Source organism: Microbacterium sp. E-13, from assembly GCF_049912955.1.
Taxonomy (GTDB): Bacteria; Actinomycetota; Actinomycetes; order Actinomycetales; family Microbacteriaceae; genus Microbacterium.
The window spans coordinates 1,113,939-1,134,156 of the sequence record NZ_CP183973.1 but is presented as its reverse complement, the minus strand read 5'-3'; the positions used below and the strand labels follow the sequence as shown (position 1 = coordinate 1,134,156).

Genomic DNA, 20,218 nt, shown 5'->3' with positions numbered 1-20,218 from the left:
CTTCCAGTCAACCACGCGCACGACCCGCCGAGGCGGCCGAGGCGGCGCGGTTTCCGCCCCTGCGGAAGAAGCAGTGGTTGTGCGGCTCCCAGCGATCTCACAAGAATGGCGGAAGAGGAGGCGGGTCGATGAGGATCCTGGTGGTGTGCGGAGCGGGTGCGTCGAGCACCTTCGTCGCACAGCGCGTGCGCCACGCGGCCCACGCACAGGGACTCGACTACTCCGCCTTCGCCGGCACCGAGCAATCGCTCCCGATCGATCTCGATGCCGCCGACGTCGTCCTGGTCGGTCCGCACCTCTCGCATGCGATGGAGCGCATAGAACGGGATGCCGCCGCCCGGGGCACCACGGTGGTGCTCCTGCCGTCCGACATCTTCGGAGACCGCGACGGCACCCGCACCCTCGCGCTCGTCCGTGCCGCCACCGGGGACGGGAACCCGCCACCGGCGGACGAGCCCTCTGCCGAGACCCCTTCGAACACGACTGCTCCCCCGTCACGATCCGTCACCGAAGACGGCGATTCGTGACAGGCGGGCAACTCCGTGAGATATCACCCCAGAACAGACAGAGAGGCCACGACATGCCACCCACCTCCCGCACCGTCCGCATCGGATCGGCGCACGGGCTGCACGCGCGCCCGGCCAAGCTGTTCGCGCAGGCGGCGAAGGATGCCGGCATCCCGGTCACGATCGCGAAGGATGCCGGCAGCCCCGTGAACGCGGCGAGCATCCTCGGCGTCATCGCGCTGGGGGTCGAGCGGGGAGACTACGTGACCCTCACGGCGGACGGCGACGGGGCCGAGTCGACGCTCGACACCCTCGCCGAGCTCCTCACCACCGACCACGACGCGGAGGCCTGAACATGACCGAACTGCGAGGTGTGGGAATCGGGCTGGGCGTCGCCCAGGGGCCCGTCGCGCGCATGGCCGAGCCGGCGCCGCCACCCTCGGACGCGCCCAGCACGCTCGGCGTCGACGAGGAGAAGTCGCGGGTGGCGGATGCCGTGGCCACCGTCGCGCGCGAACTCGAGGCGCGCGGCGCGCAGGCCGGCGGCGCGGCGCAGGAAGTGCTCGAGGCGCAGGCCATGATGGCCGAGGACCCGACCCTCGCCGACGAGATCGGCGCCCGGCTGGCACAGGGCAAGACCGGCGAGTTCGCCGTGTTCGACGCGTTCGCCTCGTTCCGTGACCAGCTCACGGCCATGGGCGGCTACCTCGGCGAGCGTGCCGCCGACCTCGACGACGTGGCGCAGCGGGTGATCGCCCGGCTGCGTGGCGTCCCGGCGCCGGGCGTTCCCGATCCGGGGCATCCGTTCGTCCTCGTCGCCAAGGACCTCGCCCCGGCTGACACCGCTCTTCTCGACCTCGACAAGGTGCTCGCCCTCATCACCACCGAGGGCGGCCCGACCTCGCACACCGCGATCCTCGCGCGGGAGAAGTCGATCGTCGCGATCGTGGGTGCGACCTCGGCGACAGGACTGCGCGACGGCGAGACCGTGATCGTGGATGCCGCCGCCGGCGTGGTGACCACGCAGCCGACGCCCGAAGAGCTCGAGCGGGCCGAGAACCGTGCGAGCGCACGTGCGGCCTCGGCATCCGCTCCCATCACCGACGGGGCGCTCGCCGACGGCACCGCGATCCCGCTGCTGGCCAACCTCGGCAACCCCGACGGCGCCACCGACGCCGTCGCGCTCGGAGCCGAGGGCGTGGGCCTGTTCCGCACCGAGTTCCTGTTCCTGAGCTCGAACCAGGCGCCGACCGTCGAGCAGCAGCGCGAGTCCTATGTGAAGCTGCTGTCGGCGTTCCCGGGCAAGAAGGTGGTCGTGCGGGTTCTCGACGCCGGCGCCGACAAGCCGCTGGCGTTCCTCAACGACGCGCACGAGGAGAACCCCGCGCTCGGCCTGCGCGGCATCCGTGCCCTGCGTGCCAGCGAGGACATCCTCCGCGAGCAGCTCACCGCCCTGGCCGAAGCGGATGCCGCCACCCAGGCCGACCTCTGGGTGATGGCGCCGATGGTGGCGACGGTGGAGGAGACGGAGTACTTCGTCGAGCTGGCGCGCGACTACGGCATCAAGACCGCCGGCGTGATGGTGGAGGTTCCCTCGTCGGCGCTCCTCGCCGACCGCATCCTGGGGGAGGCGGACTTCGCGTCGATCGGCACGAACGACCTCACGCAGTACACGCTCGCCGCAGACCGCCTGCTCGGGTCGGTCGCGTCGTTCCAGGACCCGTGGCACCCGGCGGTGCTGCGCCTGATCCGAGAGGTCGGCGCCGCCGGCCGCGCGAACGGCAAGCCGGTGGGGATCTGCGGCGAGGCGGCAGCAGACCCCCTGCTCGCCGTCGTGCTCGTGGGCCTCGGCGCCACGAGCCTGTCCATGGCGCCCACGGCCCTCGCCGACGTGCGCGCCACTCTTCTCCAGCACACCCTCGACCAGGCGCGCGAGATCGCCTCGGCCGCCCTCGCCGCGGACGACGCGGCATCCGCCCGCTCGGCCGCCCAGTCGGCCGCCAGGCGATAAGAACGCGTGCCGTCGTCCGCGGCCGCGCAAGACCACAAGAAAAGGGAGACAGCAAAATGACAACGGCGTCAGTGCCCGCTTCGGGCACCAGCAGGGCGCGAGTCGGAGTCCAGCGCTTCGGCACGTTCCTGTCCGGCATGATCATGCCGAACATCCCCGCGCTGATCGCGTGGGGCATCTTCACGGCGTTCTTCATCGCGGTCGGCTGGACCCCGGTGCCGGCGCTCGCGACATTGGTCGGTCCGTTCATCCACTACCTGCTGCCGATCCTCATCGCCTACACGGGCGGCAACATCATCTACGGCGTCCGCGGCGGCGTCGTCGCATCGATCGGCACGTTCGGCGCGATCGCGGGGTCGGACTACCTCATCGCACAGATCAACGCCGACCTGCCCGCCGACAACCAGCTCGGCCAGGTGCACATGTTCATCGGTGCGATGATCATGGCCCCGATCTGCGCCTACTCGATGAGATGGCTCGACAGCCTGTGGGACGGCAAGATCAAGGCGGGCTTCGAGATGCTCGTCAACATGTTCTCGGCCGGCATCTGGGGCTTCGTGCTCGCCATCATCGGGTTCTACCCGATCGCATGGCTGGTCAACGGCGTCATGCAGATCCTCAGCAACGCGGTCGACTGGCTCGTCTCGATGAACCTGCTGCCGCTCACGAGCATCATCATCGAGCCTGCAAAGGTGTTCTTCCTCAACAACGCCATCAACCACGGCGTGCTGACGCCGCTCGGCATCCAGCAGTCCGCCGAGACCGGCTCGTCGATCCTGTTCCTGCTCGAGGCCAACCCCGGTCCCGGTGTGGGTCTGCTCCTCGCGTTCACGTTCTTCGGCATCGGCGCCGCTCGCGCGTCGGCTCCGGGCGCCGCGGTGATCCAGTTCTTCGGCGGCATCCACGAGGTGTACTTCCCGTACGCGCTCATGAAGCCGATGCTGATCCTCGCGCTGATCGCGGGCGGCATGACCGGCGTCACGACGAACATGCTCCTGGGCGGTGCCCTGCGAGCGCCGGCCGCACCGGGCAGCATCTTCGCCGTCATCGCTCAAGTCGCGAACAACTCGTACTTCGCGGTCCTCCTGTCGGTGGTGCTGGCCGCCACCGTGACGTTCCTCATCTCGTGGGTCATCCTGCGGGCCTCCCGCAAGCGGGACCTCGAGGCGATGGCGGCGACCGACGACGCGTTCGGCGCAGCGATCACGCAGACCGAGGCAGCCAAGGGCAAGTCGTCCGACGCGCTCTCGGGTCTCCGGGGCGGCGCGGTCACGCAGGCCGACGGCGGCATCGAGCCGGCGACGATGACCGAGCGCGAGATCAAGAACATCGTGTTCGCGTGCGACGCGGGCATGGGTTCGTCGGCCATGGGCGCCAGCGTCCTGCGCAACAAGATCAAGAAGGCGGGCATCGAGGACGTCACGGTCACCAACAAGGCGATCGCGGCGCTCGACCCCTCGGCCGATCTGGTCATCACGCAGAACCAGCTCACCGACCGCGCGCGGCAGAAGACGCCGAACTCGGTGCACGTCTCGGTCGACAACTTCATGAACTCGCCGCGGTACGACGAGGTCGTGGACCTGGTCCGCGGCCAGCACGACGACAAGGCGTAACGAGACAGCGGTGGGGCCGGGCAGGGCGCAACGCCCCCGGCCCCACCGCCCTCCGCACGACCGCGGGCGCCGGGCCGCGGCATCCGTCCACAGCTCGTTCGCCACAGGTGTACGCCGAACCAGGGTTTCTGCGTACGTTTGTGACGAACGAACCGTGGGAACAACAGCGAGAAAGGCGAGAACATGGCACGCGAGGTTCTGAGCATCGGCCAGGTGCGCATCCACTCCGGCAGCGCGACGCGCGACGACGCGATGCGGGAGGCCGCCGACATCCTCCAGTCCGCCGGTGCCGTCACGGGCGCGTACTACGACGCGATGCTCCAGCGCGAGCAGACCGTCTCGACGTACATGGGCAACGAGCTGGCCATCCCCCACGGCACGAACGAGACGAAGAACGAGATCCTCGAGTCGGCGCTCTCGGTCGTGCGCTACGACGGGGGCGTCGACTGGGACGGCAACCCCGTGACCTTCGTGATCGGCATCGCCGGGAAGGGCGACGAGCACCTGGAGATCCTGTCGCAGATCGCGATCCTGTTCTCGGACGAAGACGACGTGGCCCGCCTCAAGAAGGCGCAGACCCCGGAGGAGCTGTTCGGCCTCGTGTCGGCGGCGGGCGTGTGATGAAGGCCGTCCACTTCGGCGCCGGCAACATCGGCCGCGGGTTCGTCGGGCTGCTGCTGCACCAGGGCGGCTACGAGCTGGTGTTCTCGGATGTCGCCGCCCCGCTCGTCGATGCCATCAACCGTGTCGACCGCTACACCGTGCACGAGGTGGGAGAGGGCGGGCGGGACACCGTCGTCACCGGTTTCCGTGCCATCAACAGCGCCGAGCACCCCGACGAGGTGATCGAAGAGGTCGCCGGCGCCAACGTCGTGACCACGGCCGTCGGTCCCACCATCTTGAAGTTCGTGGCCCCGCACATCGTCGCCGGCCTCGCGCTGCGCGACCCCTCGAGCCCGCCGCTGCAGATCATGGCGTGCGAGAACGCGATCAACGCCACCGATCTGCTGCGCGACGAGATCACCGCACTCGCCGCCGAAGCCTGGGACGCGCTCGCCGCGCGTGCGGTCTTCGCGAACACGGCGGTGGATCGCATCGTTCCCGCCCAGCCGGAAGGCGCGGGCGTCGACGTCACCGTCGAGCCCTTCTTCGAATGGGCGATCGAGCGGCCGCCGTTCGGCGACGACCCGCCGAACATCCCCGGCGCGCACTTCGTCGACGACCTGGCGCCCTACATCGAGCGCAAGCTGTTCACCGTCAACACCGGTCATGCGACCGCCGCCTACTTCGGTGCGCAGGCCGGAGTCGAGACGATCGCCGACGCGCTGAGCGACGCTGCCGTGGCGGCTCGCGTGGAGGCCGCGCTCGAAGAGACGTCGGCGCTCCTCGTCGCCAAGCACGGGCTCGAGCCGGAGACGCTCGCGGCCTACCGCGAGACGATCCTGGGCCGGTTCCGCAACAAGGGACTCCCCGACACCGTGTGGCGTGTCGGCCGTCAGCCGCTGCGCAAGCTGTCGCGGCACGAGAGGTTCGTCGGCCCGGCGGCCGAGGCTGCAGAGCGCGGGCTCCCCGTCGACGGTCTGGTGGCGGCGATGGGCGCGGCTCTGGCATTCGATGACAGCGAGGACGCGCAGTCGGTGGACATGCAGCGGATGCTGCGGGAGCAGGACTCCGCGACCTTCACCGCGGGGGTCACGGGCCTCGAGCCGGGGCATCCGCTCTTCCCGAAAGTGCAGGCCGTCGTGGCCGCCCGGCAGGCGGAACTCGATCGGGCGACGGAGTAGCGCTCCCCGCGACTACGCTCGTGTCGTGTCCGCGAACGCTCCCTCGCCCGAGCCCGTCGTCACGCCGCGCCGACGCGGCCGGCGGGTGCTGCGGTGGATCATCGGGTCGCTGGGTGCCCTGATCGTGCTGGGTGTCGCCGGCATCCTCGTCTGGAGCCAGGTCGGTGTGATGGGCGCCGAGGCCGAGCCGCTGGCGGAGGTGAGGGCGAACCCCGCCATCGCGATCGCCGACACCGACGCCGGCATCGTGCTCTCCCCCGCCGGCGAGGAGTCCGAGGTGGGGCTGGTGTACGTGCCCGGCGCGAAGGTCGACCCGTGGGCGTACGCGTACAAGCTGTCGGGGCTCGTCGCCGACGAGGGCGTGACCGTCGTCATCACGAAGCCGTGGCTGAACTTGGCCTTCTTCGACCTCCGCCCGCTGTCGGCTTTCACGGATCTGGCACCGGATGTCGGCACCTGGCTGGTCGGCGGGCACTCGCTGGGCGGCGTGCGGGCCTGCCAGCTGGCGGCGGATGCCGAAGGCCTTGCGCTGTTCGGGTCGTACTGCGCGACCGACCTGTCGGAGTCGGGCCTGCCGGTGATCAGCGTGTCGGGCGCCGAGGACGGGCTGTCGACGCCCGAGAAGGTCGCGGATGCGGCCCACCTGCTTCCCGACGACGCCGAGTCGCACGAGATCGAGGGAGCGAGCCACTCGTCCTTCGGGGACTACGGGCTGCAGGCAGGAGACGGCACCCCGACGATCTCGGACGACGACATGCGGGACCAGCTCACCGAGCTCATCGGCGCTTTCGCCCTCGCGCGCTGATCGCGCCGGCTCAACCTCCCCGCCAAGACGTCGGCCGAGGCGTTCGACGCCCCTCTCGCCACCCACCCCCGCGTCGCCCGCCGCCGACCGGTCTCACTCTCCGACCGTCCCGCGAAACTCCACCAATTCGAGCCGCCTGCGCACTCGCCGGGGTTGAACGGGCTGAGAGGCGCGCAGATCCGTGGAGTTCCGCGATCCGCGACCTCTCACTCTCCGGGCTCCAACGGGCTGACAGGCACGCGGGAGTTCCGCCATCCGCGACTTCTCCCCAGCCGGCGATCCGCGGACGTTATCCCCGGATCCCTCGGACCGGCCGCCCCGCTCTGCGCATGACCGGTTCGCTGGGTGAGGTGTCCACGCTCGAGAAGTACACCGCCAAGCGCCGCATACTCTCGGCGACGTTCCTCAGTCCCCGGGAGCTCGCCGAGCACGGCCTGAGCCGGCACCGCATCGCCTGCCTCGTGGCCGACGGGCGTCTCGTCCGCGCCCGGAACGGCCGCTACCTCCGCGCCGAGACCCATCCGCGACTGCTGGAGGCGAGCCGGCTCGGTGGCCGGCTCGACTGTGTGTCGCTACTTGCCGAGATCGGTGTATTCGTGAGGAACCGGCACCCGCTGCATCTGCAGTTCACGCCCGCAACCACTCGTCTCCCCGAACGGCCCCAGCACGTCGTCGCCCACTGGCGCAAGACCGAATGCGAGAGAGCAGCCTTGGCGGTCGATCTGGTCAGCGCACTCGTCCAGGCGTGTCGGTGCCAGCCTGCGCGTGATGCGGTGGCCACCCTGGACAGCGCTTGGCATTCCGGACTCGTCCGCGAGGCGGAGATCGCCGAGATCTTCCGCCGCCTTCCGCGGCGATATCGAATGCTGCGGGGCCTCCTCGACCCTCGCTGCGAATCGGGCGCGGAGACGCTCATGCGCCTGCTGTTCCGGGCGCTGGGGTGCCATGTCGAGGTTCAGGTCGAGCTTCCCGGCGTCGGGCGCGTCGACCTGATCATCGACGGGTGGCTCGTCGTCGAGTGCGACAGCAAGGCGCACCACGAGGACTGGAAGTCGCAGCTACGTGACCGCCGCCGCGATATCGCCGCCGCAGGGCTGGGCTACACCACGATCCGGCCGGTCGCAGAGGACATCTACCACCGCCCGGACGAAATCGTCGCGGCGATGAAGGCGATCCTGGCCGCCCACGCCGGGCGCCGGGATCCGCAGAACTCCACAAGACGGACCCCGCTCAAAGACCCCAGGGCCCCAGAGACCGTCGAACGTCGATGATCCGTGGAGTTCTGCAGACGACGGCCGAGACTCGGGCCGACGGACTAGGCCTCGAAGCCGTCGGCGATGAGGTCGATGAGCTCCTCGCGCTCCTCCACCGGGAGGAAGGCGCCGGCGGCGGCGTTGAGCTGGAAGGCCTCGAGGTCGTCGAGACCGTACTCGAAGGTCTCGGCGAGCAGCGCGAGCTCGCGCGTCAGCGACGTGCGGCTCATGGTGCGGTTGTCGACGTTCACGGTCACCGCGAAGCCGAGCTGGTACAGCAGGTCGAAGGGATGGTCCTCGATGGTGGTGCCCCAGCGCTCGATCGCGCCCGTCTGCAGGTTCGACGACGGCGACAGCTCGAGCGGGATCTCGCGGTCGCGCACCCAGCGCGCCAGGTCACCGAACTGCACCAGCACCTCTTCGCCCGCGCGCGAGACGACCTCGAGGTCCTCGGCGAGGCGCACCCCGTGGCCGAGCCGCAGCGCGCGCCCGTCGATGAGCGCAGAGCGGATGGAATCGAGCCCGGCGGCCTCGCCGGCGTGCACGGTGACCGGGAAGAACTCCGAGGCGAGGTAGTCGAACGCCTCGCGATGGTTCGATGCCGGGAAGCCGTCCTCGGCACCGGCGATGTCGAAGCCCACCGCACCGCGGCCGCGCCAGTCCACGGCCAGCCGCGCGATCTCGAGCGACCGGTCGGCGTGCCGCATCGCGGTGATCAGCTGGCCGACGCGGATGTCACGACCGCTGCGCTCCGCGGCATCCTCGCCCTCCTCGATGCCCTCCTGCACCGCGGCGACGACCTCGTCGAGCGAGAGCCCGCGGCCGAGATGCTGCTCCGGCGCCCAGCGCACCTCGCCGTAGATGACGCCGTCGGCCGCGAGGTCTTCGACGAACTCGCGCGCGACGCGCGTCAGCCCCTCGCGCGTCTGCATGACGGCCGTCGTGAGGTCGAAGGTCTTGAGGTACTCGACCAGCGACCCCGAGTCGCTCTTCTCGGCGAACCAATCGGCGAGGTCGTCGGCATCGGACTCCGGCACCTCGAGCCCGATCGCGTCCGCGAGCTCGATGATGGTCGCCGGGCGCACGCCGCCGTCGAGGTGGTCGTGCAGCGACACCTTGGGGAGGCTGCGGATCGACAGTCCCTCGAGGATGGCGTCGCCGTGCTGGTCGATGGGCATGGAGTTCTCCTCGGTTGCGATCGCGAGTGGATGACGACGGATGCCGCGGCGCGGCGCGCTGCGCCGGGTCCGGGGCGCGGGACTGACCCAGCCTAGGCCGTGATGCGCTCCAGGACGAGAGGAGTGCGGGCCGGCGCCTCCGCGCCGATCTCCCACGCCCCGTCGAGCGCTTCGAGGGCCCGGTCGAACCGCGTCGCATCCTGGCCGAGCAGGGTGAACAGCGGCTGTCCGGCGGACACCTCGTCTCCGGGCTTCACGTGCAGGTCGATGCCCGCCGCGTGCAGCACAGGATCCTGCGCCCGCGCGCGGCCGGCCCCCAGTCGCCAGGCGGCGATCCCGAACGGGAGGGCCTGCATGGCGGTGACGAAGCCCGCCTCGGTCGCGGTCACCGTGTGGGTCTCGTGGGGGGCGGGGAGCGCAGCATCCGGGTCCCCGTCCTGTGCGCGGATCATGGCGCGCCAGGCGTCCATCGCGCGACCGTCGGCGAGCGCCGCCTCGACGTCGGCGTCGGGCTGACCGGCGAGCGCGAGCATCTCGCGCGCGAGGGCCACCGTCAGCTCCACGACGTCGGCCGGGCCACCGCCCGCGAGCACCTCGACCGACTCGCGCACCTCGTTCGCATTTCCGATGGCGAGCCCCAGGGGCGTGTTCATGTCGGTGAGGAGCGCCGTGGTCGCGACACCGGAGTCGGTGCCGAGCGCCACCATCGTGCGGGCGAGCTCGCGGGCTCGATCGACGTCGCGCATGAAGGCGCCCGAGCCGAATTTCACGTCGAGCACGAGGGAGTCGGTGCCCTCGGCGATCTTCTTCGACATGATGCTCGAGGCGATGAGCGGGATGGCCTCGACCGTGCCCGTGACGTCGCGGAGCGCGTAGAGCTTCTTGTCGGCGGGCGCCAGGCCCGAACCCGCCGCGCAGATGACGGCGCCGACGTCGCGCAGCTGCGCGAACATCTCGTCGTTCGAGAGTGCGGCGCGCCATCCGGGGATCGACTCGAGCTTGTCGAGCGTGCCGCCGGTGTGGCCGAGGCCGCGGCCTGAGAGCTGCGGCACCGCGACGCCGAACGCGGCGACGAGCGGGGCGAGCGGCAGCGTGATCTTGTCGCCGACGCCGCCGGTCGAGTGCTTGTCGACGGTCGGCTTGCCGAGCCCGGCGAAGCTCATGCGCTCGCCCGACGCGATCATGGCGTCGGTCATCACACGGATCTCGTCGCGGGTCATGCCGTTGAGGAGCACCGCCATGGCGAACGCCGCCATCTGCGAGTCGGCGACGTATCCGCGCGTGTAAGCGTCCACCATCCAGCGGAGGGCCGGTTCGGCGACCTCTCCCCTGTCGCGCTTGGTGCGGATGACGTCGACGGCGTCGAACGGCTCGACCGTGGCGTCGCTCACCTCGCGGCCTCCTCGAGATCCCGGGGTCCGAAGGCGTCCGGCAAGACCTCGTCGATCGTGCGGATGCCCGAAACGGTCTCGAGCAGCATCCCCGGGATCGCGAATTCGAACAGCAGCTGGCGGCAGCGACCGCAGGGCATGATCGTGTCGCCGTGGCCGTTGACGCAGACGAACGCGACGAGCCCGCCGCCGCCCGACATCTGCAGCTCGCTGACGAGTCCGCACTCCGCGCAGAGGCCCACACCGTACGAGGCGTTCTCGACGTTGCAGCCGGTCACGATGCGGCCGTCGGTCACCAGCGCGGCCGCCCCGACCTTGTACCGCGAGTAGGGCGCATACGCCCGCTCCATGGCGTCGGTCGCGGCTGCGCGCAGCTCATCCCAGTCGATATCGGTCACGGCCGGTCACCCTTCGGGTCGGTATCGGGAGGGTCGACGGATGCCCCGTCCCTGCGCTCTGCGGAAGTCACGCTAACCCTTGATGTACGGCTTGCCCGCCGCGGCGGGCCCACGGATCTGGCCCGCGAAGCCGGCGACGGCGATGATGGTGACCAGGTACGGCAGCATCAGCATGAACTCGCTGGGGATCGGCGTCCGCAGCACCGTCAAGAGGTTCTGCAGGTTCGTCGCGAAGCCGAAGAGCAGCGCCGCGAGGGTGGCCCGGATGGGGTCCCAGCGACCGAAGATCACGGCGGCCAGGGCGATGAAGCCGAGGCCGGCCGTCATCTCCTTGGTGAACTGACCCACGGACACGAGGGTGAAGTACGCGCCGCCGATGCCGGCGATCGCGCCGGCGAGCGAGACGTTCCAGAAGCGGCTCGTGTTGACCTTGATGCCCACGGTGTCGGCGGCCTGCGGGTGCTCGCCGACCGCGCGAAGCCGCAGGCCCCACCGCGTCCGGTACAGGCCCCACGCGACCAGCGCGACCGTGATGTACATCAGGTAGACGATGAACGTCTGGTTGAAGAGCACCGGGCCGATGATCGGGATGTCGCCCAGCACGGGGATCTCCCAGCGGGTGAACCGCACGGGGCGGTTCAGCTCGGCCTCGTTCGGCACCAGCAGCGCACCGTAGAGGAATCCGGTGAGGCCGGTCACGAGCACGTTGAGCACGACACCGACGATGACCTGGTCGACGAGGTACTTGATGGAGAACGCGGCGAGCACGAACGCGACCAGCACGCCGCCGACCATGGCGCCGACGAGCCCCACGAACGGGTTGTGCGTGATGCTGGCCAGCAGCGCCGCGCTGAACGCCCCGAAGAGGAACTGGCCCTCGATCGCGACATTGACGACGCCGACCCGCTCGCCGATCACGCCGCCCAGCGCACCGAAGATGAGCGGCACCGAGAGCGACAGTGCGCCGAAGAGCAGGCCGGCGACGGGCACGAGACCTCCCGCCGACGCCCACACCAGGAACGCGAAGACCGCCAGGATGCCGAAGACGATCGGCAGCCAGATGCCGGTGTCGCGGTAGGACGCGGAATCCCAGAACGCCCACAGCGTGAGAAGGGCCAGTACCACGATCAGGATCCAGCAGGTCAGCGCGGTGGGCACGCTGATGTTGGGAAGGGCGAAGCCGGCGTTGGCATCGCCCAGCCGGAACGTGCTGACGCCGTCGCGGGGAACGAGGAGGAACAGCAGCGCCAGGAGCACCGTCGCGATGGCGAGCGTGATCGGCAGCTTCAGATGGCGCACCTTGACGGTGGCCAGCTGGATCGTGCCGTCGGAGGCAGGAGCGAGGGCGGTCATGCGGCCACCGCCTTCTTCGCGGCCTTGGCTCTCGCCTTGGCGGCCTTCTCGGCATCGGTCTTCGGCAGGAAGAAGATGGTGCGCACCAGCGGGGGCGCCGCGATGAACAGCACGATGAGCGACTGTACGACGAGCACGATGTCGACGGGGATGCCCTGCGACGCCTGCATCGTGAACGAGCCCGCCTTGAGGGCGCCGAAGAGGATGCCGGCAGCGAAGACGCCCCACGCCCGGCTGCGGCCGAGGAGGGCGACCGTGATGGCATCGAACCCGATGCCGGCGTCGATGAGCCCGTCGAATCCGGTGGTCACCGAGCCCTGGATCTGGTTCATGCCGGCGAGGCCGGCGAGGCCGCCCGCGAAGAGCATGGCGTAGATGTACATCCGCTGCACGGAGATGCCCGAGGCGCGCGCCGCGTGGGGGTTCTCGCCGACGGCCCGAAGGCGGAATCCGAGGCTCGACCGCTCGACCAGCCACCACACGAAGACGGTGGCCGCGATGACGATGATGAAGCCCCAGTCGAGGAGCGGGAAGCGGGGACCGAGCAGATCGGGGAACTGCGCGTTCGCGGGTGTCGCGGCCGAGATGGGCTGGTCCTCGGCGGGGCGCTGCAGGATGCCGGGCGTGCGCACCATCCACGTCACGAGGTAGAACGCGACGTAGTTGAGCATGATGGTCAGGATGACCTCGTGGGCGCCGGTGCGTGCCTTCAGCACCCCCACGATGCCACCCCAGATGGCACCGCCCGCGATGCCGGCCGCGAGCGTCAGGGGCAGCTGCAGGAACATCGGCAGGTCGAGGTTGAAGGTGAAGATCGCGGCGGTGGCGCAGGCGATCAGGATCTGGCCGCGACCACCGATGTTGAACAGGCCTACGCGGAAAGCCAGCGCCACGCCGAGACCCGCGGCGATGAGGGGCGCGGCGAAGCCGAGCGTGTTCGTCAGCGGCCGGATCTGCGTGGCGAAGTCCTTCGCGCGGGGGTTGTAGATCGCCCCGCGGAAGAGCGCCTCGTACCCGCCGTACACCGCGTTCCACACCGCGCCGAGCGTGTCGCCCGGCCGGGCGAAGAAGTAGACGGACGCGGCCTGGACGTCCTCGTCCGTGAGCGCCATGAGGATGCCGCCGACGACCATCGCGACGACGATCGCGAGCACGGTGGTCACCCAGCTGCTGCGCAGCAGCTCCTTGATGAAGACGTTCTGCCGCGGCGGCGGGGGCACCTCTCCGTCGACCGCGCCCGGTGCGTCGGTCGTCGGGGCCGGAATGCCGGGAGAGCCGGTGAGCGGTCCCGAGACGGGCGGCAGCTGCTCCGGGGGAAGGCCCTTCAGGGCGTCGCCGCCGGGGGGATTCTGACCGCTCACGCGAGCGCCTCCTCTGGCTTCTCGCCGGCCATCATGAGGCCGAGGATGTCACGGGGGGTGTCTCCGGGCACGATGCCGACGATCGCGCCGCGGTACATCACCGCGATGCGGTCGGCCAGGGCCGCGACCTCGTCGAGCTCGGTGGAGACGACGACGACGGGGATGCCGGCATCCCGTGTCTCGACGATGCGCTTGTGGATGAACTCGATCGAGCCGACATCGACGCCGCGCGTCGGCTGGGCGGCCACGAGGAGCTTGAGCTCGCGGCTCATCTCGCGGGCGATGACGACCTTCTGCTGGTTGCCGCCCGACAGCGTGCCGGCGGGAACGCCCGGTCCCTGCGTGCGGATGTCGTACTCGGCGATGCGTGCCTTGGCGAAGTCGTCGAGCACGCCGCGCCGGATCGTGCCGCCGCCGACGAAGGCCCTGTCGCCCGATCGGTCGAGGATGAGGTTCTCGGCGACCGTGAACGTGCCCACCAGGCCGTCCTCGGTGCGGTCCTCGGGAACGAAGCCGACACCTTCGTCCAGGATGCCGCGGACGCTCCTGCCGACCAGCTCGACCCCGTCGAGCTCGATCGATCCGCTCACGCGCTCGGCGAGGCCGACCATCGCCTCGATGAGCTCGGTCTGGCCGTTCCCCTGGACGCCGGCGACCGCCAGGATCTCACCCGGCCGGACGTCGAAGCTCACGTCGTCGACCACGACGGTGCCGTTCGCGGTGACGACGCGCAGGTCGCGCACCGCGAGACCGCCCTCGCTTGGCTTCGGCGGGTCTTTGTGCACGGTGAGCTCGACCGCGCGACCGACCATGAGCGAGGCGAGTTCGGCATTGGACGCCGTCGGCGCCGCCTCGCCGACCACCTTGCCGAGCCGGATGACGGTGATGCGGTCGGCGACGGCACGCACCTCGCGCAGCTTGTGGGTGATGAAGACGATCGACGTGCCCTCGTCGCGGAGCTGGCGCATGATCATCATGAGCTCGTCGGTCTCCTGCGGGGTGAGCACCGCCGTGGGCTCGTCGAACACGAGCACCTTCGCGTCGCGCGACAGCGCCTTGATGATCTCGACGCGCTGCTGGACGCCCACCGGCAGGTCGCCGACGATCGCGTCGGGATCGACCTCGAACCCGAACCGGTCGGCGACGTCGCGTACGTGCTGGCGGGCCTTGCCGAGGTCGAGGGCGCCGAGCGCCTTGGTGTTCTCGTGGCCGAGCATGACGTTCTCCGCGACGGTGAACACCGGGATCAGCATGAAGTGCTGGTGCACCATGCCGATGCCCGCGTTCATCGCGTCACCGGGGCCGCGGAAGTGCTGGACGACGTCGTCGAGCAGGATCTCGCCCTCGTCGGCCTGATAGAGGCCGTAGAGCACGTTCATGAGAGTGGACTTGCCGGCGCCGTTCTCGCCGAGGAGAGCGTGGATCTCACCGGGCTGGACCACGAGATCGATGTGGTCGTTCGCGACGAGGGACCCGAAACGCTTCGTGATACCACGGAGCTCGAGCTTCATATGTGCACCTTATCCAGAGTGTCGCGGGGCTCGGAAGAACGCGGCCGGGTGGAGTCGTCCACCCGGCCGCGTTCCGCTGTGCTGCTGTCTTACGGCGAAGAAGGCGAGGTCACCTCGAGGTCACCCGAGATGATCTGCTCCTTCAGCGCGTCGAGCTCGTCGACCAGGCCGTCCGGGAGCTGCGACTCGAAGGAGCCGAAGCCCGACAGGCCGACGCCGTCGTTCTCGAGCGTGCCGATGTACGTGGTGACGTCGAAGTCGCCGGTCGACGCCTCCATGGTCGCTGCGTACACGGCCTCGTCGATGCGCTTCATGATCGACACGAGCACCATGTCGGCGACCGAGGGGTCGGCCGCGGCGAGGTCGGAGTCGACGCCGAGCATCACCGTGCCGGTGCCGCCGTCGGTGATGGCGTCACGCGCGCTCTGGTAGATCGGGCCGCCGACCGGGAGGATCACGTCGACGCCCTGGTCGAGGATGCCCTGCGCGGTCTGCTTGGCGGTGTCGTTCGCGGCGAAGCCGCCGGTCATCGAGCCCTCCTGCGCGTCGACGTCCCAGCCGTACGTCTCCACCGAGGCACCCTTGTCCTCGTTGTACTTCTGGACGCCGTCGATGAAGCCGTCCATGAAGATCGTGACGGGCGGGATCGGGATGCCGCCGAAGGTGCCGACCTTGTTGACGCCGGCCTGCGCCGACCAGGCGGCCGCGGCGTAGCCGCCGAGGTACGCGGCCTGCACGGTGTCGAACATGAGGGGCTTGATGTTCGGGGCGTCGGTCTCGCCGTCGCCGATGTCCTTGCCCGCGTCGTCTTTGGCGCCGGTGTTGTCGGCCCGGTCGTCGATGATGGCGTAGTTCACATCGGGGTTGGCGGTCGCGGACGCGATCGTGTCCGCCGAGAGCTTGAAGCCGACCGACACGATGAACGTGCAGCCTTCGGCGATGAGGTTCTCGAGGTTCGGCGCGTAGTCGTTGGCCGAGCTCGACTCGACCTCGATGGCCTTGACGCCGAGCTCGTCCGCGGCGCGCTCCATGCCTTTGAGGGCCGACTCGTTGAACGACTTGTCGTTGAAGCCGCCGTCGTCCGAGACGAGGCAGGGTGTGAAGCCTTCGACGACATCGCCGCCGGCGTCACCGGTGGGGGTGGTCTCCTCCGGGGCGGAGCCGCAGCCAGCAAGGGCGATCAGCATGCCCGCGGCGACGGTGACGCCGACGAGCTTCTTGGTGCGTGAGATGGTCAACTCAGCCTCCATTAGTTTCCCCGCGGCCTTCACGGGGACTGCACAAAGTTACCCACTGTGACGCCGCAGTTGCATGCTTCTCGCCGCGCCGTGCGCGAAAGGTTACAAAGACGCAATCTGTCGATACATGAGAAACCGGATGCCGCGACCCGCGGCATCCGGTTTCCTGTGCGGACAGGGGTCAGAGCACCTCGCCGCGGCCGCTCAGCTTGAGCGCGTCGACGACGCCCTTCACGCGCTGGGCGTGCTCGCTGGTGGTGACGAGGAGGGCGTCCTCGGTGTCGACCACGACGATGTCGCGCACGCCGATGAGACTGATGACCCGTCGTGTCTGGCTGACGACGATGCCGCTGGCGGCGTCGGAGAGGATGCGGGCGTTCTCGCCGAGGATGGCCAGGTCGTTCTTGCGGCCGTGGGAGTTGAGCTTGGCGAGGCTGGCGAAGTCGCCGACGTCGTCCCAGTCGAAGTGACCGGGGATGACGGCGAGGCGCCCCTTGGCGGCAGCGGGCTCGGCGACGGTGTAGTCGATCGCGATCTTCTTGAGCGTCGGCCACACGCGGTCGACGACGGGCCCGCGCTCGTCGCGGTCGTCCCACGCCTCGGCGAGGTCCATGATCCCGGCGTACAGCTGCGGCTCGTTCTCGGCGATCTCGCCCAGCAGCACGTCGGCGCGGGAGATGAACATGCCGGCGTTCCACAGGTAGTTGCGGTCGGCGAAGTACTCCTTCGCCGTCTCGAGGTCGGGCTTCTCGACGAAGCTCTTCACGAGTGCCGCCTCGGGCGCGCCGTCCACCGAGAGGGCGTCGCCCTTCTTGATGTAGCCGAATCCGACCGACGGCTCCGACGGCTGGATGCCGATCGTGCAGATGTAGCCCTCGCGGGCGGTCGCCACAGCCTGGTTCACGGCCCACTCGAACAGCTGAGGCACGCGGATGACATGGTCGGCCGCGAACGAGCCGATGATCACGTCGGGCTCGCGGCGGGAGAGGATGGCGGCGGCCAGGCCGATCGCGGCGGTCGAGTCGCGCGGCTCCGACTCGAGGATGACGTTCCTGTCGGGGATGCCGGGCAGCTCCTTCTCCACGGCGGCACGGTGCGCGCGACCGGTCACCACGGCGATGCGGTCGGACCCGGCCAGGGGTTCGAGGCGGTCCCACGTGTCGCGCAGCAGCGTGCGGCCCGATCCGGTGAGGTCGTGGAGGAACTTCGGAGCGTCGGCGCGCGAGAGCGGCCAGAGGCGGCTCCCGATGCCCCCGGCGGGGATGACGGCGTAGAAGTCGTCGATGGGTCCAGACATGGCACCAGGTTATCGGGCCGGTTCTCGCGCACGTGGCGAGAATGTGGCGAGGATGTGACGACGGCGGCGGGCCGGGCGGCCCGCCGCCGTCGGGTCAGCGGCTCAGCTCTTGCGAGGCGAGGTCCCGGGCGTGGCGTCGCGCAACGACTCGAGCATCGCTGCGAAAGCCGGCTTCGGCGCGAAGTCGTCCTCGAAGATCGTTGCCCAGCCTTCCCCGGGGAAGACCGCCGGAACCCACGAGTTGGCATCCGGGAAGCCCCAAACGGTGAAGGACGAGCAGGCCGGCACGTTCAGGCACGCCTCGAGCATCGCGTCGTACCGGTCGGCCTGCACGGCGACCTGCTCGGGAGTCGGGCCCGCCTCGCCCTCCTGGAGCGGGATGCGCACGTCCGCCTCGGTCACGGCCACATGCAGGCCCAGCGCGGCGAAGCGCTCGAAGTTGGCCTGGATGGAGGTGTCGAACCCGTACAGCAGGCTGAGGTGCCCCTGTGCGCCGAATCCGCTGAGCGGCGCGCCGTCGGCGAGCATCCGCTGGGCGAGCTCGTAGTACGCGTCGGTCTTCGTATTGATGCCCTCGGCGTTGTAGTCGTTCAGGAAGAGCGCGGCCTCCGGATCGGCTTCGTGCGCCCAGCGGAACGCGTCCTCGATAAGTGAGACGGGGTCGTCGGCGCATGCCTTCAGGAACGGGTTGGCCTCGGTGCGCAGCCGGACGCCGCCGACGTCCCAGGTGTCCTGGAAGATCTCGTTCGCCACGTCCCACTCGTAGATCCGGCCCTTGAAGTGGCCGACCACGGTGCGGATGTGATCCTCGAGCACGTCGCGCGCCTGATCGCAGGTCCACGTCTGGCTCGCTTCGCGCACCCAGGCCGGGTTCTGGCTGTGCCAGAGGAGCGTGTGGCCCCGCACCTGCTGATGGTTGGCCGCGGCGAAGGCGACGAGGGCGTCCGCCGAGGCGAAGTCGTAGACGCCGGGAGCGGGATGGATGCTCTCCCACTTCATGTCGTTCTCCGGAGTCACGGACGAGAACTGGGCGCCCAGCACCCGCTGCAGCTCGGTCGGCGACGCGGGGTCGTAAACGAGCAGATCCCGTTCACCCCAGACGGCGCTGCCGATGGCCAGGTCGCGCGGCGCCTGGTTCCGCAAAGCGTCCTTGTCGGCCTTGCTGTATCCCGGGGGTGCGGCATTCGCCGCGGTGGCCGCGCAGAGCGGCAGAACCAGGGCCGCGGCGGCCGTGGCCACCAAGAGCGATCGAAGGGATCGGCGCATGGAGTACTCCTGACGTCGTTGTCGTGCATACGGCCCGCAGCGGCGGGGCATATGTTTCTGTGCCCAACAAAAGCTAGGCGGGCGCTTCACCGCAGGCAAAGACTTTCGACGTGGTTTTCCATGGTCCGAGCGGGGCTGCGCAAGAATTGCGGTTCTTTCGGGACGCGAAGATCCCTCCGGATGGAGGGGGCCGGACGGTCCCCTTCGTCGCTCCGGTCTCGGAAGCGGGAATAGGATGGACGCAGCGCCCGCGTGACGCCGATGGCCCGAAGCCCCACCGGTTCCGGGCCTTCTTCGGGGGCTGCCTCACAGACCGAGGTTCGCCCCATCGTGTTTCGATCCAAGGAGGACGGACGTGTCTGCACCAGCACGCGTCACACCGTCGGTATCAGAGACCACCTCCCGAGTTCCCCGCGGCACGCTGTACCGCGGGAACGAAGGCATGTGGTCGTGGGTGCTGCATCGCATCACCGGCGTCGCGATCTTCTTCTTCCTCCTCGTGCATATCCTCGACACGGCCCTCATCCGGGTCGCACCCGACGCGTACGACGCAGTGATGAGCTCCTACAAGAACCCCATCATGGGGCTCGGCGAGGTCGTCCTCGTCGGCGCGGTCGCGTACCACGCCTACAACGGCCTGCGCATCATCCTGGTGGACTTCTGGCCGTGGGCCACGCGCCACCAGCGCCAGCTGTGGTGGGGCGTCATCGCCCTGTTCCTGGTGACGATGGTCCCCTTCGCCGTCCGCCACCTCTCGATCGTCTTCGCCTACGGCTGGGGAGGAGAGCACTGATGACCACCATCGCCGACCCGCGCGCGCCCCGCGCCGCCGTCCGCCGCAAGGGACCCAACCTCGAGAAGTGGGGCTGGATCTACATGCGCGCCTCGGGCGTGCTGCTGGTGGTGCTGATCTTCGGCCACCTGTTCGTCAACCTCATGCTCGGCGAGGGCATCCACGGGATCGACTTCGCCTTCGTCGCCGGCAAGTTCGCCTCGCCGTTCTGGCAGTGGTGGGACGTGCTGATGCTGTGGCTCGCGCTCATCCACGGCGCCAACGGCATGCGCACCATCGTCAACGACTACGTCGCGCACGCGGGCACCCGGCGGGTGCTGGTGTGGGCGCTGGTGCTCGCAGCCGCGTTCCTCATCGTGCTCGGCACGCTCGTGGTGTTCACGTTCGACCCCTGCATCGGCTTCGACCCCGAGACAGCGTCCGACACCATCGCCGAGATCTGCGCCGCATAGCGTTCGGG

19 protein-coding genes are annotated in these 20,218 nt (G+C 69.6%); 10 read left to right on the top strand and 9 right to left on the bottom strand.

Features of this window, described 5'->3' with window-relative positions; all coding sequences use genetic code 11:
- Positions 1-128 precede the first annotated feature (128 nt).
- From ACN9MP_RS05095 to ACN9MP_RS05060, 8 genes are all read left to right on the top strand, one after another.
- The gene (locus tag ACN9MP_RS05095) at positions 129-527 is read left to right on the top strand and encodes a PTS sugar transporter subunit IIB (protein WP_426324234.1); all 399 of its coding nucleotides are present in this window, start codon (positions 129-131) and stop codon (positions 525-527) included.
- Positions 528-580: 53 nt separating this feature from the next.
- Entirely contained in the window at positions 581-859 is a 279-nt protein-coding gene (locus ACN9MP_RS05090; protein ID WP_426324233.1) for an HPr family phosphocarrier protein, read from the top strand.
- A gap of 2 nt (positions 860-861) precedes the next feature.
- Positions 862-2,517 carry a phosphoenolpyruvate--protein phosphotransferase gene (gene ptsP, locus ACN9MP_RS05085; RefSeq protein ID WP_426324232.1) on the top strand — a complete coding sequence of 552 codons (1,656 nt, stop codon included), beginning with the start codon at positions 862-864 and terminating at the stop codon, positions 2,515-2,517.
- 56 nt (positions 2,518-2,573) lie between these two features.
- Positions 2,574-4,130, top strand: coding sequence for a PTS mannitol transporter subunit IICB (locus tag ACN9MP_RS05080; RefSeq protein ID WP_426324231.1), 1,557 nt, complete (start codon positions 2,574-2,576; stop codon positions 4,128-4,130).
- A 183-nt stretch (positions 4,131-4,313) separates the two neighbouring features.
- Positions 4,314-4,751 carry a PTS sugar transporter subunit IIA gene (locus ACN9MP_RS05075; RefSeq protein WP_426324230.1) on the top strand — a complete coding sequence of 146 codons (438 nt, stop codon included), beginning with the start codon at positions 4,314-4,316 and terminating at the stop codon, positions 4,749-4,751.
- Entirely contained in the window at positions 4,751-5,914 is a 1,164-nt protein-coding gene (locus tag ACN9MP_RS05070) for a mannitol-1-phosphate 5-dehydrogenase (protein WP_426325920.1), read from the top strand. The genes ACN9MP_RS05075 and ACN9MP_RS05070 overlap by 1 nt, the downstream gene beginning before the upstream one ends.
- Before the next feature lie 25 nt (positions 5,915-5,939).
- A complete protein-coding gene (locus tag ACN9MP_RS05065; protein ID WP_426324229.1) occupies positions 5,940-6,719 on the top strand; it encodes an alpha/beta hydrolase in 780 nt (259 codons plus the stop codon).
- Between the two features lie 350 nt (positions 6,720-7,069).
- The gene (locus ACN9MP_RS05060; protein ID WP_426324228.1) at positions 7,070-7,990 is read left to right on the top strand and encodes an endonuclease domain-containing protein; all 921 of its coding nucleotides are present in this window, start codon (positions 7,070-7,072) and stop codon (positions 7,988-7,990) included.
- Positions 7,991-8,034: 44 nt separating this feature from the next.
- Here the strand turns inward: ACN9MP_RS05060 and ACN9MP_RS05055 are convergent, their stop codons facing one another.
- The 9 genes from ACN9MP_RS05055 to ACN9MP_RS05015 form a co-directional block, all read right to left on the bottom strand.
- On the bottom strand, positions 8,035-9,150 hold the full coding sequence (locus ACN9MP_RS05055; protein WP_426324227.1) for an adenosine deaminase: 1,116 nt from the start codon (positions 9,148-9,150) through the stop codon (positions 8,035-8,037).
- A gap of 92 nt (positions 9,151-9,242) precedes the next feature.
- Positions 9,243-10,541, bottom strand: a complete 1,299-nt coding sequence (locus ACN9MP_RS05050) for a thymidine phosphorylase (protein WP_426324226.1) — start codon at positions 10,539-10,541, stop codon at positions 9,243-9,245.
- Complete coding sequence (locus tag ACN9MP_RS05045; RefSeq protein WP_426324225.1) at positions 10,538-10,939, bottom strand: cytidine deaminase; 402 nt, start codon at positions 10,937-10,939, stop codon at positions 10,538-10,540. The genes ACN9MP_RS05050 and ACN9MP_RS05045 overlap by 4 nt, the downstream gene beginning before the upstream one ends.
- Before the next feature lie 72 nt (positions 10,940-11,011).
- Complete coding sequence (locus ACN9MP_RS05040; protein ID WP_426324224.1) at positions 11,012-12,292, bottom strand: ABC transporter permease; 1,281 nt, start codon at positions 12,290-12,292, stop codon at positions 11,012-11,014.
- Complete coding sequence (locus tag ACN9MP_RS05035; protein ID WP_426324223.1) at positions 12,289-13,653, bottom strand: ABC transporter permease; 1,365 nt, start codon at positions 13,651-13,653, stop codon at positions 12,289-12,291. Before ACN9MP_RS05035 ends, ACN9MP_RS05040 begins: the two co-directional genes overlap by 4 nt.
- Complete coding sequence (locus ACN9MP_RS05030; protein WP_426324222.1) at positions 13,650-15,164, bottom strand: ABC transporter ATP-binding protein; 1,515 nt, start codon at positions 15,162-15,164, stop codon at positions 13,650-13,652. Before ACN9MP_RS05030 ends, ACN9MP_RS05035 begins: the two co-directional genes overlap by 4 nt.
- An 89-nt stretch (positions 15,165-15,253) precedes the next feature.
- Entirely contained in the window at positions 15,254-16,402 is a 1,149-nt protein-coding gene (locus ACN9MP_RS05025) for a BMP family lipoprotein (protein ID WP_426324221.1), read from the bottom strand.
- A gap of 181 nt (positions 16,403-16,583) precedes the next feature.
- The gene (locus ACN9MP_RS05020) at positions 16,584-17,699 is read right to left on the bottom strand and encodes a mannose-1-phosphate guanylyltransferase (RefSeq protein ID WP_426324220.1); all 1,116 of its coding nucleotides are present in this window, start codon (positions 17,697-17,699) and stop codon (positions 16,584-16,586) included.
- 102 nt (positions 17,700-17,801) lie between these two features.
- Positions 17,802-18,965, bottom strand: coding sequence for an endo-1,4-beta-xylanase (locus ACN9MP_RS05015; protein WP_426324219.1), 1,164 nt, complete (start codon positions 18,963-18,965; stop codon positions 17,802-17,804).
- Positions 18,966-19,320: 355 nt separating this feature from the next.
- Here ACN9MP_RS05015 and sdhC point away from each other — a divergent pair, with 355 nt between their 5' ends.
- Together sdhC and ACN9MP_RS05005 are read left to right on the top strand one after the other, a co-directional pair.
- Complete coding sequence (sdhC, locus tag ACN9MP_RS05010; protein ID WP_426324218.1) at positions 19,321-19,758, top strand: succinate dehydrogenase, cytochrome b556 subunit; 438 nt, start codon at positions 19,321-19,323, stop codon at positions 19,756-19,758.
- Positions 19,758-20,210, top strand: a complete 453-nt coding sequence (locus tag ACN9MP_RS05005; protein ID WP_426324217.1) for a succinate dehydrogenase hydrophobic membrane anchor subunit — start codon at positions 19,758-19,760, stop codon at positions 20,208-20,210. The genes sdhC and ACN9MP_RS05005 overlap by 1 nt, the downstream gene beginning before the upstream one ends.
- Positions 20,211-20,218 lie beyond the last annotated feature (8 nt).

Bases quoted from the DNA above. Each gene is read 5' to 3' on its own strand.
- ACN9MP_RS05095 (WP_426324234.1), top strand. From the start codon at position 129: ATGAGGATCCTGGTGGTGTGCGGAGCGGGTGCGTCGAGCACCTTCGTC.
- ACN9MP_RS05090 (WP_426324233.1), top strand. From the start codon at position 581: ATGCCACCCACCTCCCGCACCGTCCGCATCGGATCGGCGCACGGGCTG.
- ptsP (WP_426324232.1), top strand. From the start codon at position 862: ATGACCGAACTGCGAGGTGTGGGAATCGGGCTGGGCGTCGCCCAGGGG.
- ACN9MP_RS05080 (WP_426324231.1), top strand. From the start codon at position 2,574: ATGACAACGGCGTCAGTGCCCGCTTCGGGCACCAGCAGGGCGCGAGTC.
- ACN9MP_RS05075 (WP_426324230.1), top strand. From the start codon at position 4,314: ATGGCACGCGAGGTTCTGAGCATCGGCCAGGTGCGCATCCACTCCGGC.
- ACN9MP_RS05070 (WP_426325920.1), top strand. From the start codon at position 4,751: ATGAAGGCCGTCCACTTCGGCGCCGGCAACATCGGCCGCGGGTTCGTC.
- ACN9MP_RS05055 (WP_426324227.1), bottom strand. From the start codon at position 9,150: ATGCCCATCGACCAGCACGGCGACGCCATCCTCGAGGGACTGTCGATC.
- ACN9MP_RS05040 (WP_426324224.1), bottom strand. From the start codon at position 12,292: ATGACCGCCCTCGCTCCTGCCTCCGACGGCACGATCCAGCTGGCCACC.
- ACN9MP_RS05030 (WP_426324222.1), bottom strand. From the start codon at position 15,164: ATGAAGCTCGAGCTCCGTGGTATCACGAAGCGTTTCGGGTCCCTCGTC.
- ACN9MP_RS05020 (WP_426324220.1), bottom strand. From the start codon at position 17,699: ATGTCTGGACCCATCGACGACTTCTACGCCGTCATCCCCGCCGGGGGC.
- ACN9MP_RS05015 (WP_426324219.1), bottom strand. From the start codon at position 18,965: ATGCGCCGATCCCTTCGATCGCTCTTGGTGGCCACGGCCGCCGCGGCC.
- ACN9MP_RS05005 (WP_426324217.1), top strand. From the start codon at position 19,758: ATGACCACCATCGCCGACCCGCGCGCGCCCCGCGCCGCCGTCCGCCGC.